This is a genomic window from Streptomyces sp. DSM 118878 (assembly GCF_052936595.1).
In genome coordinates this window covers 7,461,562-7,478,297 of sequence record NZ_CP193622.1, presented here as the reverse complement: position 1 = coordinate 7,478,297, position 16,736 = coordinate 7,461,562, and the positions used below count along the sequence as shown (strand labels likewise).

Below are 16,736 nucleotides of genomic sequence, written 5' to 3'. Positions count from 1 at the left end.
CGCAACCCGTACGGCCCCCGCGGAAAGGTGCCGGAGTCCGCCCGCCCCTAGGTTCGGTCCAAGGCAGACCTAGGGAGCCCCACGGTGACAGAGACGATCGAGCCCGCCGCCGCCCTCCTGCGGGCCGGCAGGTTCTTCCGGCGCGGGACCGCCGCCCCCGACCTGCACAGCGTGCGGCTGACCGGCGGCCGGGACTCGGACGCCTTCTACCGTGACCGCTGGAGCCACGACAAGGTCGTCAACTCCACGCACGGCGTCAACTGCACCGGCTCCTGCCGCTGGAAGGTGTACGTCAAGGACGGCATCATCACCTGGGAGACGCAGGCGACGGACTACCCGAGCGTCGGCCCTGACCGCCCCGAGTACGAGCCGCGCGGCTGCCCGAGGGGCGCCGCGTTCTCCTGGTACACCTACTCCCCCACCCGCGTCCGCCACCCGTATCTGCGCGGCGTGCTCCTGGAGATGTACCGCGAGGCCAAGGCACGCCTGAAGGACCCGGTCCTCGCCTGGGCGGACATCCAGGGCGACCCGGAGCGCCGCCGCCGCTACCAGCGGGCGCGCGGCAAGGGCGGTCTGGTGCGGGCGACCTGGGACGAGGCCGTGGAGATCATCGCGGCGGCCCACGTCCACACGATCAAGGCGTACGGGCCCGACCGCGTAGCCGGGTTCTCGCCCATCCCCGCGATGTCGATGGTGTCGCACGCCGCCGGGGCGCGTTTCATGGGTCTGATCGGCGCGCCGATGCTCTCCTTCTACGACTGGTACGCGGATCTGCCCGTGGCCTCTCCGCAGGTCTTCGGCGACCAGACCGACGTACCGGAGTCGGGTGACTGGTGGGACGCCGCGTATCTGATGATGTGGGGCTCCAACGTGCCGGTGACCCGGACGCCGGACGCGCACTGGATGGCGGAGGCCCGCTACCGCGGGCAGAAGGTCGTGGTCGTGGCGCCCGACTACGCGGACAACGCCAAGTTCGCCGACGAGTGGCTGCACCCGCACCCCGGCACGGACGGTGCCCTCGCCATCGCGATGGGGCACGTCGTCCTGAAGGAGTTCTTCGTCGACCGCACCACGGAGTTCTTCACCGACTACGTGCGCAGGTTCACCGACCTGCCCTTCCTGGTCACCCTGACCGAGCGCGACGGCGCTCACGTCCCCGCGAAGTTCCTGCGCGCCACCGACCTCGGCGACACGGGCGAGGGCGGTGACTGGAAGACGGTGGTGCTCGACACGAGGACCGGGCATCCCGCGGTCCCCAACGGCTCGCTCGGCTTCCGCTGGACCGAGTCGGGCAAAGGCAGGTGGAACCTGAACCTCGGCGACATCGAGCCGCTCCTCACCCTCCACGGCTCCCCCGTGGCCGCGGGCGTCGAGGTGGCGCTGCCCCGCTTCGACACCGAGGGCGGCACGCACGGCCAGGGCCGCGGCGAGGTGGTGGCCAGGGGCGTGCCCGCCACCCGGCTCGGCGGGCAGGACGGGCCGCTGGTCACCACGGTGTTCGACCTGCTGCTCGCGCAGTACGGGGTCGCGCGCGAGGGGCTGCCGGGTGAGTGGCCCGCCTCGTACGAGGACGCCTCGCAGCCCGGTACGCCGGCCTGGCAGGAGAGTCTCACCTCGGTGCCCGCCGAGAAGTGCGTGCGGATCGCCCGGGAGTTCGCGGCGACGGCGGAGAAGTCCCGCGGGCGCTGCATGATCCTGATGGGCGCCGGCACCAACCACTGGTTCCACTCCGAGACGATCTACCGTTCCTTCCTCGCCCTGCTCCAGCTCACCGGCTGCCAGGGCCGCAACGGCGGCGGCTGGGCGCACTACGTGGGCCAGGAGAAGTGCCGTCCGGTCACCGGGTGGGCGACGCTCGCGGGCGGCATCGACTGGAGCAGGCCGCCGCGGCAGATGATCGGCGCCGCCTACTGGTTCCTCAACACCGACCAGTGGCGTTACGACAGGTTCGCCGCGGACGTCCTCGCCTCACCGCTCGGCGAGGGCCGCTTCGCGGGGATGACGGGCGCCGACTGCCTGGCCCTGTCGGCGCGCTCCGGGTGGATGCCGTCGTACCCGACCTTCGACCGCAACCCCCTGGACCTCGCCTCGGCGTCGGACGACCCGGTGAAGGACGTCGTCGAGGAGCTGAAGGCGGGCACGCTCAAGTTCGCCTGCGAGGACCCGGACGCCCCGGAGAACTGGCCGCGTGTCCTCACCCTGTGGCGCGCCAACCTCCTGGGGTCGTCCGCCAAGGGCGCCGAGTACTTCACCAAGCACCTGCTCGGCACGCACTCCTCGCTGCGCGCCGAGGAGGCGGCGCCCGGCGAGCGGCCCTCCACGGTGACGTGGCGCGAGGAGGCGCCCGAGGGGAAGCTGGACCTGCTGGTCTCGCTGGACTTCCGGCAGACGTCCTCCACGCTCCTGTCCGACGTGGTCCTGCCTGCGGCGACCTGGTACGAGAAGCACGACCTCTCCACCACCGACATGCACCCGTACGTGCACTCCTTCACCCCGGCCGTCGACCCGCCGTGGCAGGCGCGCACGGACTTCGACACCTTCCACGCCATCGCGGACCGCCTCAGCGAGCTGTCGGTGGACCACCTGGGCGTGCGCAGGGACCTCGTGGCCACCGCCCTCCAGCACGACACTCCGGGCGAGACCGCGCAGCCCGGCGGGGTCGCCCTGGACTGGCGCAAGGGCGAGTGCGAGCCGGTGCCGGGGAAGACCATGCCGAACCTGGCGGTCGTGGAGCGCGACTACACCGCGGTCGGCGCGAAGTTCGCCGCCCTCGGCCCGCTGGTGGAGCGGCTCGGGCTGCCCGCCAAGGGCATCGCGCTCCACCCCGACAAGGAGGTCGAGGAGCTGCGGCGGCGCAACGGCGTCGTACGCGGCGGCCCCGCCGACGGCCGCCCCGCCCTGGACACCGCGGTGAAGGCGGCGAACACGATCCTCGCCCTGTCGGGGACGACCAACGGGCGCCTGGCGACGCAGGGCTTCCACACCCTGGAGGCGCGCACCGGGCAGGAGATGGCGCACCTCGCCGCCGAACACGAGGGCAAGCGCGTCACGTACGCCGACACGCAGGCGGCGCCGGTGCCGGTGATCACCTCGCCGGAGTGGTCGGGCAGCGAGTCGGGCGGGCGGCGCTACACGGCGTTCACGCTCAACACCGAACACCTCAAGCCCTGGCACACCCTCACCGGGCGCCAGCACTTCTTCATCGACCACGACTGGATGCACGAGCTGGGCGAGGCACTGCCGGTCTACCGGCCGCCCCTGGACATGAACCGCCTCTTCGGGGAGCCGCGGCTCGGCGCCGACGGCGAGAAGGAGGTGACGGTCCGCTATCTCACCCCGCACAACAAGTGGTCGATCCACTCCGAGTACCAGGACAACCTCTTCATGCTGTCGCTGTCGCGCGGCGGGCAGTCCATCTGGATGGCGCCCCAGGACGCCGACGCGATCGGCGTGCGGGACAACGACTGGATCGAGGCGGTCAACAGGAACGGCGTCGTCGTGGCGCGGGCGATCGTCTCGCACCGCATGCCGGCCGGGACGGTCTACATGCACCACGCCCAGGAACGGACGGTGAACGTCCCCAAGGCGGAGACGACCGGCAGACGCGGCGGCATCCACAACTCCCTGACCCGCCTGATCCTCAAGCCGTCCCATCTCATCGGCGGCTACGCGCAGTTGTCGTGGGCGTTCAACTACCTGGGTCCGACGGGCAACCAGCGCGACGAGGTGACGGTCATCCGCCGCAGGTCGCAGAAGGTGGAGTACTAGATGTCCCGTGACGGAGCCACCAGACGACGAGTGATGGCACAGATCGCGATGGTGATGAACCTCGACAAGTGCATCGGGTGCCACACCTGCTCGGTGACCTGCAAGCAGGCGTGGACCAACCGCGACGGCATGGAGTACGTCTGGTTCAACAACGTCGAGACCCGCCCCGGCCAGGGCTATCCGCGCCGCTACGAGGACCAGGAGAAGTGGCGCGGCGGCTGGGAGCTGAACAAGCGGGGCGCCCTGAAGCTGAGGAACGGCGGCCGGATCAAGTCGCTCCTGGAGATCTTCTCCAACCCCAAGCTGCCCGAGATCAAGGACTACTACGAGCCCTGGACGTACGAGTACAGGAACCTCACCGACGCGCCGCTCGGCGACGACTACCCGGTGGCCGAGCCGCGCTCCCTGATCTCCGGCAAGCCGATGAAGATCGAGTGGTCGTCGAACTGGGACGACAACCTCGGCGGCGTGACCGAGCACGGCCACCTGGACCCGATGGTCGCCAAGGTCCGTCAACAGGCCGCCGACAAGGTGAAGTTCGCCTTCGAGCAGACCTTCATGTTCTATCTGCCGCGGATCTGCGAACACTGCCTCAACCCGTCGTGCGTGGCGTCCTGCCCGTCGGGGGCGATGTACAAGCGCGAGGAGGACGGCATCGTCCTGGTCGACCAGGACCACTGCCGCGGCTGGCGCAAGTGCGTGACGGGCTGCCCGTACAAGAAGGTCTACTTCAACCACCGCACCGGCAAGGCCGAGAAGTGCACCCTGTGCTACCCGCGCGTCGAGGTGGGCCTGCCGACGGTCTGCTCCGAGACCTGCGTGGGACGCCTGCGCTACCTCGGGGTGATCCTGTACGACCCGGACAAGGTGACGGCGGCGGCCTCCGAGCCCGACGACCACAAGCTGTACGAGGCGCAGCTCGGCGTCTTCCTCGACCCGGCGGACCCGCGGGTCCGCGAGGACGCCGAGCGGTCCGGCATCCCGTACGACTGGATCGAGGCGGCCCGCCGCTCCCCCGTGCACGCGCTGATCAGCACCTACAAGGTGGCGCTTCCGCTGCATCCGGAGTACCGCACCATGCCGATGGTCTGGTACATCCCGCCGCTCTCGCCGGTGGTGGACGCCCTCAACGAGACCGGGCACGACGGCGAGGACGCCGCCAACCTCTTCGGCGCGATCGACACCCTGCGCATCCCCCTGGAATACCTCGCGGAGCTCTTCACGGCGGGGGACGTCGGCCCGGTGCGGGCCTCGCTGGAGAAGCTGGCGGCGATGCGCGCGCACATGCGGGCCATCAACCTCGGGGACGCGCCCGACGGGTCGGTGGCGGAGTCGGTGGGGATGTCGGGGCCGCAGATCGAGGAGATGTACCGCCTGCTGGCCATCGCCAAGTACGAGGAGCGTTACGTCATCCCGACCGCGGCCGTCGCGGACGCGCGGCACCTGGAGGAGTCGGCCGTCCCCGACACGTGCACCCTCGACCACCAGGACGGTCCGGGGATGGGCGGCGACGGCCCGTTCGGCCAGGACTCCGGCGGCCGGAGGCGGCTGCCCCTGGTCACCGTCGAGAACTTCCACGTGCTGCGGAAACGGCAGACCGCCGACGAGCAGCCGAGCGCCGTCGAGAAGGCCGACGCCACCCCGGAGGGCGACCGGTGACCGGCCAGGACGCCGTGCTGTACCAGGCCGCCGCGCTCTGCCTCGCCTACCCGGACGAGGAGTTCCACGAGCGGCTGCCCCTGATCGAGGCCGCCGCCCCCGCGGAACTCGCCGGCTTCCTCTCCTACGCCACCACGACGGAGCCCGGTGAGCTCGCCGCGCACTACGTACGGGTCTTCGACTTCAAGAACCGGCACAGCCTGTATCTGAGCTGGTGGCGGGAGGGCGACACCCGGCGGCGCGGCATGGCCCTGGTCCGCTTCAAGGAGGTGTACCGCGCGCACGGCCTGGAGTTCAGCGGCGAGGAGCTGCCGGACTTCCTCCCGGCGGTCCTCGAATTCTCCGCGCGGGCGGGCCCCGAACTGCTCCTGGAGCACCGCAGCGGCCTCGAACTGCTGCGCCTGGCCCTGCACGAGGCGGACACGCCGTACGCCGCCGTCCTGGACGCGGTGTGCGCAAGGCTGCCGGGGCCCTCGCCCAAGGACCGCGCCGAGGCACTCGCGCTCGCCCGGTCGGGGCCGCCGCGCGAGGACGTCGGCCTCGAACCCTTCGCACTCATCGGGGAGCACTGATGAAGACCCTGCTGTGGGGCGCCCTCCCGTACATCGCCTTCGTGCTGCTCGTCGCGGGCACCGTGTGGCGCTACCGCTACGACAAGTTCGGCTGGACGACCCGCTCCTCGCAGGTCTACGAGTCCAAGCTCCTGAACATCGCCTCGCCGATGTTCCACTACGGCATCCTGTTCGTCCTCGTCGGCCACCTGGTCGGTCTCTTCCTGCCCATGTCGTGGACGGACCGGTTCGGCGTCAGCGAGCACAGCTACCACCTGTTCTCGCTGTACGGGGGCACGGCGGCCGGGGTCCTGCTCGTCCTCGGCATCCTGCTGCTGCTCTACCGGCGGCGGACCAACACGCCCGTCTTCCGCGCGACGACCGCCAACGACAAGCTGATGTACCTGGTGCTGTTCGCGGCGATCGTGCTCGGCATGGTCGCCAAGCTGGCGCACTCCTCCGGTGACGGCTACAACTACCGCGAGTCCATCGGCCCCTGGGCCCGCAGCCTGTTCACGCTGCGGCCCGACATCGACCGGATGACGGGCGTGCCGGTGCTGTACGAGATCCACGCGGTGGTGGGCATGGTGCTGTTCGCGCTGATCCCGTTCACCCGGCTCGTGCACATGTTCAGCGCGCCCGTGCAGTACCTGTTCCGGCCGTACGTGGTGTACCGGAGCAAGGCCCCGGGCCGGGTGGGGGCGCGGCCGGAACGCCGCGGCTGGGAGCGGACGGGGTCCTAGGTCCCCTTCGGGCCCTCCTCGTCCACGATCTCGGCGTCCACCACGCCCTCCTCGGTGGCGGAGCCGGGGGCGGCGTCGGGGGCGGCGCCGGTGGGGGTGCTCTGCTCCTGGGCCGCGCTTCCCGCGTTCGCGTACAGGGCCTGGCCCAGCTTCTGGCTGACCGTGGCGAGCTTCTCGGCGCCGGCGCGCAGGGCGGCCGTGTCGTCCGCCCTGTTCTTGAGGGTGTCCTTCAGCTCGGCCGCCGCCGTCTCCACCTCGGTCTTCGTCTCCGCGGGGATGCCGGCCAGCTTCGCGGCGTTGTCGCCGAGGAAGCGCTCCGTCTGGTACAGGAGCTGCTCGGCCTGGTTGCGGGTCTCGGCGGCCTCGCGCCGCCTGCGGTCCTCCTCCGCGTGCTCCTCCGCCTCGTGGACCATGCGGTTGATGTCGTCCTTGGGCAGCGCGGAGCCGCCGGTCACCGTCATGCGCTGCTCACGCCCGGTGGCCTCGTCCTTGGCGGAGACGTGCATGATCCCGTTGGCGTCGATGTCGAAGGTGACCTCGATCTTGGGGACGCCGCGCGGGGCGGGCGGCAGACCGGTCAGGTCGAAGACGCCGAGCTTCTTGTTATACGCGGCGATCTCCCGCTCGCCCTGGAAGACCTGGATGCCGACCGAGGGCTGGTTGTCCTCGGCGGTGGAGAACGTCTCCGAACGCCGGGTGGGGATGGTGGTGTTGCGCTCGATGAGCTTGGTCATGATGCCGCCCTTGGTCTCGATGCCGAGCGACAGCGGCGTCACGTCCAGGAGCAGCACGTCCTTGACGTCACCCCGGATCACCCCGGCCTGGAGGGCCGCGCCGAGCGCCACCACCTCGTCGGGGTTGACGCCCTTGTGCGGTTCCTTGCCGGTGAGTTCCCTGACCAGTTCGGTGACGGCGGGCATCCGCGTCGAGCCGCCGACCAGGATGACGTGGTCGACGGCGGAGAGCTCGACGCCCGCGTCCTTGACGGCCTGGTGGAAGGGCTTCTTGCAGCGGTCGAGGAGATCCGCCGTCAGCTCCTCGAACCGGGCGCGGGTCAGTTTCTCGGCGAGGTGCAGCGGGCCGTCTGCCGAGGCGGTGACGTAGGGGAGGTTGATGTCGGTCTCGCTGGACGAGGAGAGCTCGATCTTGGCCTTCTCCGCGCCCTCGCGCAGGCGTTGGACCGCCATCTTGTCCTTGCCGAGGTCCACGCCGTGCGCGTTCTTGAACTGCCGCACCAGGTGCTCGACGATCCGCTGGTCCCAGTCGTCGCCGCCGAGCTGGGTGTCGCCGTTGGTGGCCTTCACCTCGATGACGCCCTCGCCCATTTCGAGGAGCGACACGTCGAAGGTGCCGCCGCCGAGGTCGAAGACGAGGACGGTCTGGTCGTCGCCCTTGTCGAGGCCGTAGGCGAGGGCGGCCGCCGTGGGTTCGTTGATGATGCGCAGGACGTTCAGGCCCGCGATCTCGCCGGCCTCCTTGGTGGCCTGGCGCTGGGTGTCGTCGAAGTGGGCGGGGACGGTGACCACCGCGTCGGTGACGTCCTCGCCGAGGTAGGCCTCGGCGTCGCGCTTGAGCTTCTGGAGGACGCGCGCGGAGAGTTCCTGCGCGGTGTAGCGGGTGCCGTCCACGGAGCCGTTCTCCGGGAAGCGCCAGCCGCTGTCGCCCATGTGGCGTTTGACGGAGCGCGCGGTGCGCTCCACGTTCGTGACCGCCTGCCGTTTGGCGACCTCGCCCACCAGGACGTCGCGGTTCTTGGCGAACGCGACGACCGACGGCGTGGTGCGCGCGCCCTCGGCGTTGGCGACGACGGTGGGCTCACCTCCCTCCAGCACGGCCACCACTGAGTTCGTCGTCCCGAGATCGATCCCGACCGCACGTGTCATGGTCCAGTCCCTTCCGCCGCGAGCTCACGTCCCCCGCATCCAGGTCTACTCCGTACTCCATCACAAAACTTGAGCGGCACCTTGTCAATCCCCTGGCGCGACAATGCCGCCGCCCCGGAGCGGGGCGGCGGCATCGTCGACGGCGTCGCGTCAGCCGAGCTTGGCGGTGAGCGTGATGGTCGTGCCCGACAGCGCCTGGCTCACCGGGCAGTTGGCCTTGGCGTCCTCGGCGGCGGCGGTGAAGGCCTGCTCGTCCAGGCCAGGCACCTCGCCCTCGACGGTGAGGTGGATGCCGGTGATGCCGGTGCCCGGCTGGAAGGTGACGTCGGCGGAGGTCGTCAGGCGGGTGGGCGGGTTGCCCGCGCCCGTCAGGCCGTGCGAGAGCGCCATGGAGAAGCAGCTCGAGTGCGCGGCGGCGATGAGCTCCTCGGGGCTGGTCTTGCCGTTCGCCTGCTCGGCTCGCGACGGCCAGGACACCGCCTGCTGCCCGATGCCGGAGGAGTCGAATGTGACGGTGCCCGAGCCCTCCGTCAGAGAGCCTTCCCAGACCGTGTGCGCGGAGCGCGTGGTTGCCACGATGCAGTTCCCTTCGTGCGGTTCCGTGATCGGAAGTTCCGTGGACACCATCCGATCACACTCGGGGTGAAAACGGGCCGCGCGGGGCGAACGGGTGCCTCACGGGTGTTCGAGCCGAGGGTGCTGGTACCGGTCGGACGATACGAACACGTTGTGCGCACCGCCGCGCCAGAGGGGCCTCTGAGGTGCGACAACAGGCCCGGGGCGATGCCCCTATGGCCGGAATGCCGACTGGGCAGGGCTCGCCCGCGGTGACACTTTGAGGCCCCCTCGCGCTCGGCACGAGGAGATCCTCTCAGGAGGTATGGCCATGCGCATGAACTACTCGGACCGCGGCCCCTCTCCACTGGAACCGGAGAAGCCCGGAGCGGCGGCCGGCCGCGACTCGACGTTCGGCTGGTGGGGTGCCTTCAGCATCCAGAAGTTCGTCAACCAGTCGCCGCTCTACCACACCCACGGTGACGCCTCCGGCTGGCTGGCGTACCTCCAGCAGTTCTACGACCGGAACTTCTGGTTCGCCGACGGCGGCGCGCAGGTCTGGGCGTACGAGGAGACGTACGACAACTGGCAGGACCGGTACGGCATGGACGCCGTCGTCGCCGTGTACCACTCGGGCCACGGCGGCATGGACGGCAACGGCGTGTTCTTCGCGCCCCTCGGCGCGGTCTGGGACGGCCGCAGCGACGCGATCTCCAACCGGATGGCGCTCGGCAACGAGAGGGCCAACTACGTCTTCTGGTCGACCTGCGACTCGCTCAAGGTCACCGGCGGCCACTCGCCCATCCGCACCTGGGCCGGGCCCAACATCGGCTTCCGGATGATCTTCGGCTTCGAGACGGTCAGCATCGACAGCCCGGACTACGGCAAGAAGTTCTGGGAGAAGTGGCGGGCCGGGCAGACGTACTGCGACGCCTGGCTCAACGCGTCCTGGGACATCTACCACGGCCAGGCACCCTCGGTCGCTGCCGTCGGCACCACCCAGGCCGAGGCCGTCAACCGCCTCAACACCGAGCGGAACTTCTACCGCGAGCACGTGCCGGACAACTGGTACGCGTGGCGCTGGTACTCCGCGCGCCAGGGCATCAGGGAACCGCTCACCCAGCTCCCGGGACAGCGGCAGATCGTCCAGCTCGCCCCGCGCGAACCGGGCGCCGAGCTCAGCTCGCTGGGGCGTCTGGCCGACTTCCCCGCGGCCGCGCTGCAAGAGGTGCAGGTCGAGCGGCAGGGCGTGCTCAGCGCCGCCTCCGGTGACCGGGTGATCTCCACCTCGCCGCAGGGCATCAGGTGGGTCAGGCTCGCCGAGCCCAACCACCGCAACACCCAGCAGCTCCCGACCGAGCGCGCGGTTCAGGCGGCACGCCCGTTCGCCGAGCGGTACGCGGACGGCGCCGAGCTGGTCGTCGACGGCGTGCACGACCTGATGCAGAACTCCGGGACGAAGGACGGCTCCGAGATCGGCCGCCCCGTCTCGCTCCAGACGCACGTGACGTTCCGTCAGGTCTTCGACGGCGTGCCCGTCATCACGCCGGGCCGCGGCCTGATCCGCGTCGGCCTCGACAACGACGGCACGGTCGTGCAGGCGGAGATCGCCACCCGCGAGGCCACCGGCGTCACGCGCGAGCCGAGCACGCAGGTCTCGCCGCCCGCGCCCAAGGGCGGCAAGGCCGCGGCGGCGCCGCTGGAGCGCGACCCGCGCAAGGCGCTCGACGCGGCACAGCGCACGCTGCTCGCGCACCTCGCGGCGGTCACCGCCGACGAACCCGGTCAGGGCGCGGCGGCGGAGCACCGGCCCGAGGTCACGGACGTCCCCGGCACCTTCGAGGTCGGCTACGAGGTCGAGGGCAACGAGGCCTACCCCGCGGCCCGCAAGCTGATCGAGATCGGCACGCGGGGCAGCATGTTCAAGACCCGCCGCTGGGTGGTCGCCCCGCTGGCGCGGTAGCGGTCAGCTCTCGGGGACGGTGGCGGCCCGCTGCTTGCGGGCCGCCATCACCGCGTACACGAGCACGCCCACGAAGAGGAACAGCACGCCCTGGTAGACGGCCGCGTATCCGGAGCCGCCCACCAGCCACATCGAGAAGGCGAACGCGATGCCGGCGAGGACCCCGTCGCGCACCAGGCGCCCGCGGTGGACCCGCTCGCGCTGTCCGGAGACGAGGAAGTAGATCTGCGCTGCGGTGGCCAGGAGGTAGGGCACGGTCGCCGTGAACGTGGTGATCAGGACGAGGGACTCGAAGACGCCGCTGGAGCCCGCCGTGTAGTTGTAGACGGTCAGCAGCGAGGCGAGGACGACGGTCACGAGGACGCCGACGGTCGGCACACCCCGCCTCTTCTTCCCGAAGGCGCTGGGGAAGAGCCCGTCCTTGGCCGCCGCGTACGGCGTCTGGGCGCTCAGCAGCGTCCAGCCGTTGAGGGCGCCGACCATGGAGACCAGCGCGGCGCACGCCACGGCGGTGCCGCCCCAGGAACCGCCGAACATGACGTCGACCGCGTCGGAGAAGGGCGCCGTCGAACCCACCAGCTCGTCGTGCGCGACGGTCCCGAAGACCGCGAGCGTCCCGAGGAGGTAGACGAGGGCGGCGCCGAGGGTGCCGAGGATGGTGGCGCGCCCGACGTTGCGCCGCGGGTCGCGCACCTCACCGGCGCTGACGGCGGCGGACTCCACGCCGAGGTAGGAGAAGAGCAGGATCGCGGCGGCCGCCGAGACCGCCCCGACCGGGCTGTCGTCGCTGGCACGGAACGGGCCGAGGTTGCCGCTGTCGAAGAAGAAGAGCCCGCCGACCGCGACGAGCAGGAGGGGCAGGAACTTCAGGACGGTGGCGACGAGCTGGACCGCGCCGACGTACCGCGTGCCGGCGAGGTTGGCGGCGGCGGGCAGCAGTTGCAGCACGAGCGCGGCGAGGCAGGCGGACCACTTGTGGTCGCCCACGGGCACGAGGACGTCCAGGTAGCCCACCGCGGCCACGGCGAGGGCGGCGTTCGAGACCCAGGTGGTGATCCAGTACGACCATGCGGCCAGGAACCCGGCGAAGTCACCGAAGGCCTCGCGCGCGTAGACGTACGGGCCGCCGGTGCGCGGGTCGCGCTCGGCGAGCCGCCCGAAGACGAGCGCCAGGGCGATGGCACCCACGGTGAGGACGCCGAAGGCGACGAGGCTGATGGTGCCGAAGGGGGCGACGGAGGCGGGGAGCAGGAAGATGCCGCCGCCGATGATGTTGCCCATCACGAGGCAGGTGGCGATGGGAAGTCCGAAGCGCCGGGCGTGCTTGCTCTGCGCCGGTTGCTGGTCCTGGCCTGCCGGATCCGACTGCGGAGCGGTTCCGGTGTCGTGCATGGGGTGGTGCGCCTCTCGTCGTGCCGGTGCCCGGGATCGCCGGGCGCAAGACATCGTCGGGCACGGCGGACGCCGCTCAAAATCAGCGCGTTTTGTCCTGCCGGGCAGGGTCGACGGCCGCAAAAGCTGTGCCTTCGGGGGCTCCGGACGGGGATTCATCCAGCGGAATGAAAGGTTCCACCGCTCGGTCCCGCAGGGGTATCTCCGGTCCCGCGGCCTCGCCGAGCCAGTCCCGCAGGACGCCGTGGATCTGCTCGGCGCCGACGAGCCGCCTCCCGTCGGCCGCCGGGTCGGGCAGCGCGAGCGGGGACATCAGGAACGGGTGGGACTGCGCGCCGCCGAGCCCGCCGTGCGAACCGATCTGCTCCTCGAAGGCGAGGACTTCGCCCTCTTCCGGGTCGTACCAGGAGTTGACCATGATGTCGGCGGCGTGCGGGAAGCCGTCGGTGCGCCGGACCGCCTCCAGGGCGCCGGGCCCGAAGTCGGCGAGCGGCCCGAGGTCCGCCGGGTCCTCGTCGAGGTACACCTCGGCCCCGCCCGCCCCGAGCACGAGCCCACCGCGCTCCGCGTCGCGTACGAGGAGGAAGCCGACCCCCGGGTGGTTGGCGAGGGTGGGGAGCAGCGCCGGATGGCGGCGGTCGATCTCCTGGCGGGTCATGCGGTGCCGCACGTCGGGGAACGAGATGAGGCCCAGGTTGCCGGAGGCCAGCACGATCGGCTCCGCACGGCGCACGGGCCGCCGTTCGTCGGCGCCCTCCTCGACCGGCCGGTGCAGGGCCGCGCGTACCGCCGCGCGGGCCTCGGCGCCGCTGTGCGTGCGCTGCGCCCTGCGCGGCACGGGCAGTCCGCAGCCGGCCCGCACGAGATCGCCGAGGGAGAGGCCGTAGCGGGCGCGGAAGGTCTCGCCGGGGCTCTGCCCGTGGTCGGAGAGGACCACGATGCGGTAGGCGCGCGGCGCGTGCTCGGCCACCTTCTCCAGCAGTGCGAGCGAGCGGTCCAGGCGCCGCAGGACCTTGTCGACGTCCCTGCCGCACGGTCCCGAGTGGTGCGCCACCTCGTCGTAGGCCACGAGGTCGGCGTAGACCGCGCTGCGCCCGGCGAGCATGTCCCCGAGGACGGCGGCGACCACCACGTCACGCTCGACGACGGTCGCGAAGGCGCGGATGAGCGGGTAGAGCCCGCCCCTGCCGACGCGCGGGCGGCGCCGCTCGACGCGGGCGCGCAGGGACTCACCGATCTCGCGGAAGACCTCGGCGACGAAGGACAGGGCGGTGCGGACGGCGTTGGCGGGGTCGGAGAAGTAGGCGAAGTACCCGGCCCGCGACCGGTTCCCCTTCCCCCGCCGGGCGGCCACGGTAAGGACGAGGGCGAGCTGGTCGGCGCCGCCGCTGAAGAGGTTGCCGCGGCTGGCGCCGTCGACGGTGAGGAGGCCGCCGTCGCCGGTGCGCTCGACGGCGCGGCGCTGGAGCTCGACGGCGGAGGAGGGCCGGTTGCTGACCATGACCTCGCCGGTGTCCTTCTCGTACCACCGGAAGGCGGGCACGTCGTGGTTGGAGCCGTGCAGGATGCCGAGCTGGCTGGCCCCGGTCTGGCTGGACCAGTCGGTGCGCCAGGGGGTGAGGCGGTGCGTGGCGTCGGCGCCGTCTCGCCCGAGCCAGCGCCCGAGGGTGGGCATCAGGCCTTTGCCGACGGCGGCGAGCAGCACGTCATGTCCGACCCCGTCGAGCTGGATGAACGCGGTGCCGGGGCGGGTGGACCCGGTGCCCGCCTGCTCGCCGCGGCGGCGCCGGCGGTCGGCGAGGCGGTAGAGGCGGCGGCGGTAGGCGTCGTCGTCCCGGACGGCGAGCGCGCCGCCGGTCGCCGAGGCGACGGCGGACATCACCGCGGCGACGACGACGGCGGTCTCCACGCCGACCTCGCCGCGGCCCTCGGGGTTGAGGCGCAGGGCGAGCAGCAGCAGCGAGCCGTTGAGGAAGAAGGCGAGGAGGCCAAGCACGAGGGCGGGCACGAGCAGCAGGGCGCGCACCAGCAGCGGCCACACGAGCACGGAGAGCAGGCCGAAGGCGCCGGCGCCGAGGGCGGCGGTGACCGCGATGCGGGTGGCGCTGTCGCCGCTGTCGGCCTGGAGCTTAAAGTCGGGCAGGACACCGGCGAGCGCGAGCATCGTCAGCGTGCTCACGGACCACACGGCGACCACACGCCACGCGGCACTGCCGAATTTCCGCCATCGCCGCATGCGGCCACTCCTCTTGCCCGAACAGGGCACCACCCTGCCATACCCGGGCAGAGCCATCCGAACCGACGGTCTCGAACGCCTCAGCGGCCGTCGTAGCCCGCGGTGGGCATGGAGAGCCTGCGGTGCACCCGCGCCTTCATCTGCGCGTCGTACGCCGGCTCGGCGAGGCCCGCCGTCTCGATCCGGACGCCGCGCCGCAGGCACTCCGCGGTGAACTCCTCGGGGCAGCGCAGCGCCTGGTCGAGGACTCTGCGGCTCGGCACGACGAAGAGGTCCACCAGGCCCGCGTCGACGTCGCCCCACAGGATCCGGTGGTCGGCGCGCAGCGCTCGTACGACCAGTTCCCGGGTGATCACGTACCCCTGGGCGGCGGCCCACCGGGCGCACATGGCGTGCTGGCTGCGCGAGTCGACCAGGAAGGGGTCGGCCTCCAGCTCCTCCAGCGGCACGAGGCTGGCGATCGCCGCCGCCCGCACCACGACGGCGGAGGCACCCCCGCGGTCCTCCATGGCGTACCCCTCACCCTCGGCGTAGCCGCTGACCCTACTCCTGGCCGTAGGCTCGGAGACAGTCGCCATAAGGAGGAACCCGGGGTGCCCGTCGAGGTCACATGGTGGGGCCACGCCACTTGCACGGTCCAGGACTCGGGCGTCCGCGTCCTCACCGATCCGCTCTTCGCCCGCCGCCTCGCGCACCTGCGGCGTCGCAGAGGCGCTCCGCCGCCCCCCGAGGCGGCGGTCGCCGACGTGGTGCTCCTGTCGCACCTGCACGCCGACCATCTGCACGTGCCCTCGCTCGCCCGGCTCGCGCCGGGCACCCGGGCGCTGGTCCCGCGCGGCGCGTCGCGCTCGGTGCCAGGCCTGACGCGCAGGCTGCCGCACCTGCGCTTCACCGAGGTCGTGCCGGGTGACGAGGTGCCGGTCGGCGATCTCGTGATCCGCGTGGTGCCCGCACGGCACGACGGGCGCAGGCTGCCCGTGGGGCCGCGGCTCTCCCCCGCCCTCGGCTATGTGGTGTGCGGTGAGGCCCGCACGTACTTCGCCGGGGACACCGGTCTTTTCGACGCGATGGCCGAGGAGGTGGGTCCCGTCGACGTGGCACTGCTGCCGGTCGGCGGCTGGGGCCCCTACCTGGGCCACGGCCACCTGGACGCGGGACGGGCCGCCGAGGCGCTGGCCCGGCTCTCGCCGCGCAGCGCGATCCCGGTGCACTACGGCACGTACTGGCCGATCGGCATGGACGCGGTGCGCCCGCACGAGTTCCACGCTCCCGGGGCGGAGTTCGCGCGGCACGCGGCGCGCCTCGCGCCCGACGTGACGGTGCACCGGCCCGCCCACGGCGAGAGCGTGCTGCCGGAGGTGGCCAGGTGACACTCGCGGCGGTGGCGCGGATACCGCCGGAGAGCACGCAGCAGGCCCTCGGCTACCCCTCGCTGTTCCTGCTGGTGGTGATCGGGGCGCTGGTGCCGGTGGTGCCGACGGGCGCGCTCGTCAGCTCGGCGGCGGTGGTGGCCCTGCACCAGACGGCGCCGTTCGCGCTGCTCGTCGTCTTCGCCGTGGCGGCCTTCGCGGCGTTCCTCGGCGACGTCGGCCTGTACTGGCTCGGGCAGCGCGGCATGCGGTCGAAGAACGGTTCGCGCTGGCTGGAGGCGATCCGGGACCGGGCGCCGGAGGAGCGGCTCGCGCAGGCGCAGGCGAAGCTGAAGGACCACGGCGTGCTGGTCCTCGTGCTCTCCCGGCTCGTGCCCGCGGGCCGCATCCCGGTGATGCTGGCCTGCCTGATGGCGAAGATGCCGCTGCGCCGGTTCGCCCGCGGCGACATCCCCGCCTGCCTCGCGTGGGCGGTGACGTACCAGCTCATCGGCATACTCGGCGGTTCGCTCTTCGAGAAGCCGTGGGAGGGCGTCGTGGTGGCGGTCGTCCTGACGGTACTGCTCAGCCTGGCCCCCGCGGCATGGCGCAGGGTCAGGCGGGCGCACGCCTAGGA

Annotated in this window: 12 protein-coding genes; 7 read left to right on the top strand and 5 right to left on the bottom strand. The window is 71.7% G+C overall.

All coding sequences use genetic code 11. The features are described 5' to 3' along the window. Positions 1-84: 84 nt before the first annotated feature. From ACRAKF_RS32415 to narI, 4 genes are read left to right on the top strand one after another with little or no spacing between them, the layout of a single operon-like run. A complete protein-coding gene (locus ACRAKF_RS32415; RefSeq protein WP_447041360.1) occupies positions 85-3,768 on the top strand; it encodes a nitrate reductase subunit alpha in 3,684 nt (1,227 codons plus the stop codon). Continuing rightward, on the top strand, positions 3,769-5,427 hold the full coding sequence (gene narH / locus ACRAKF_RS32410; protein ID WP_447041358.1) for a nitrate reductase subunit beta: 1,659 nt from the start codon (positions 3,769-3,771) through the stop codon (positions 5,425-5,427). It begins immediately after the preceding gene. Beyond that, positions 5,424-5,999, top strand: a complete 576-nt coding sequence (gene narJ / locus ACRAKF_RS32405; RefSeq protein ID WP_447041356.1) for a nitrate reductase molybdenum cofactor assembly chaperone — start codon at positions 5,424-5,426, stop codon at positions 5,997-5,999. Before narH ends, narJ begins: the two co-directional genes overlap by 4 nt. Then, positions 5,999-6,721: a respiratory nitrate reductase subunit gamma gene (gene narI, locus ACRAKF_RS32400; protein WP_447041355.1), complete on the top strand. Its 723-nt coding sequence runs from the start codon at positions 5,999-6,001 to the stop codon at positions 6,719-6,721. Before narJ ends, narI begins: the two co-directional genes overlap by 1 nt. Here the strand turns inward: narI and dnaK are convergent. Next, complete coding sequence (gene dnaK, locus ACRAKF_RS32395; RefSeq protein ID WP_447041354.1) at positions 6,718-8,604, bottom strand: molecular chaperone DnaK; 1,887 nt, start codon at positions 8,602-8,604, stop codon at positions 6,718-6,720. The two genes, narI and dnaK, sit on opposite strands and share 4 nt — an antisense overlap. A 150-nt stretch (positions 8,605-8,754) precedes the next feature. Beyond that, entirely contained in the window at positions 8,755-9,180 is a 426-nt protein-coding gene (locus ACRAKF_RS32390; RefSeq protein ID WP_447041352.1) for an OsmC family protein, read from the bottom strand. Positions 9,181-9,490: 310 nt separating this feature from the next. Between ACRAKF_RS32390 and ACRAKF_RS32385 the strand changes: the two genes are divergently transcribed. Beyond that, positions 9,491-11,122: a DUF6345 domain-containing protein gene (locus ACRAKF_RS32385; RefSeq protein ID WP_447041351.1), complete on the top strand. Its 1,632-nt coding sequence runs from the start codon at positions 9,491-9,493 to the stop codon at positions 11,120-11,122. Between the two features lie 3 nt (positions 11,123-11,125). Here ACRAKF_RS32385 and ACRAKF_RS32380 read toward each other — a convergent pair whose 3' ends face one another. The 3 genes from ACRAKF_RS32380 to ACRAKF_RS32370 all read right to left on the bottom strand — a co-directional run bounded on the left by ACRAKF_RS32380 (position 11,126) and on the right by ACRAKF_RS32370 (position 15,259). Next, the gene (locus ACRAKF_RS32380) at positions 11,126-12,514 is read right to left on the bottom strand and encodes an amino acid permease (protein ID WP_447041350.1); all 1,389 of its coding nucleotides are present in this window, start codon (positions 12,512-12,514) and stop codon (positions 11,126-11,128) included. 82 nt (positions 12,515-12,596) lie between these two features. Further along, entirely contained in the window at positions 12,597-14,750 is a 2,154-nt protein-coding gene (locus ACRAKF_RS32375) for a phage holin family protein (protein WP_447041349.1), read from the bottom strand. 80 nt (positions 14,751-14,830) lie between these two features. Next, entirely contained in the window at positions 14,831-15,259 is a 429-nt protein-coding gene (locus tag ACRAKF_RS32370; protein WP_447042279.1) for a hypothetical protein, read from the bottom strand. An 84-nt stretch (positions 15,260-15,343) separates the two neighbouring features. On the opposite strand from ACRAKF_RS32370, the gene ACRAKF_RS32365 reads away from it, so the two are divergent. Continuing rightward, the gene (locus tag ACRAKF_RS32365; protein WP_447041348.1) at positions 15,344-16,120 is read left to right on the top strand and encodes an MBL fold metallo-hydrolase; all 777 of its coding nucleotides are present in this window, start codon (positions 15,344-15,346) and stop codon (positions 16,118-16,120) included. Further along, positions 16,117-16,734: a DedA family protein gene (locus ACRAKF_RS32360; RefSeq protein ID WP_447041347.1), complete on the top strand. Its 618-nt coding sequence runs from the start codon at positions 16,117-16,119 to the stop codon at positions 16,732-16,734. Before ACRAKF_RS32365 ends, ACRAKF_RS32360 begins: the two co-directional genes overlap by 4 nt. Positions 16,735-16,736 lie beyond the last annotated feature (2 nt).

Excerpts from the sequence above, each read along its gene's own strand:
- narH (WP_447041358.1), top strand. The coding sequence starts at position 3,769 with ATGTCCCGTGACGGAGCCACCAGACGACGAGTGATGGCACAGATCGCG.
- ACRAKF_RS32370 (WP_447042279.1), bottom strand. The coding sequence starts at position 15,259 with ATGGAGGACCGCGGGGGTGCCTCCGCCGTCGTGGTGCGGGCGGCGGCG.
- ACRAKF_RS32380 (WP_447041350.1), bottom strand. The coding sequence starts at position 12,514 with ATGCACGACACCGGAACCGCTCCGCAGTCGGATCCGGCAGGCCAGGAC.
- ACRAKF_RS32385 (WP_447041351.1), top strand. The coding sequence starts at position 9,491 with ATGCGCATGAACTACTCGGACCGCGGCCCCTCTCCACTGGAACCGGAG.
- ACRAKF_RS32375 (WP_447041349.1), bottom strand. The coding sequence starts at position 14,750 with ATGCGGCGATGGCGGAAATTCGGCAGTGCCGCGTGGCGTGTGGTCGCC.
- dnaK (WP_447041354.1), bottom strand. The coding sequence starts at position 8,604 with ATGACACGTGCGGTCGGGATCGATCTCGGGACGACGAACTCAGTGGTG.
- narI (WP_447041355.1), top strand. The coding sequence starts at position 5,999 with ATGAAGACCCTGCTGTGGGGCGCCCTCCCGTACATCGCCTTCGTGCTG.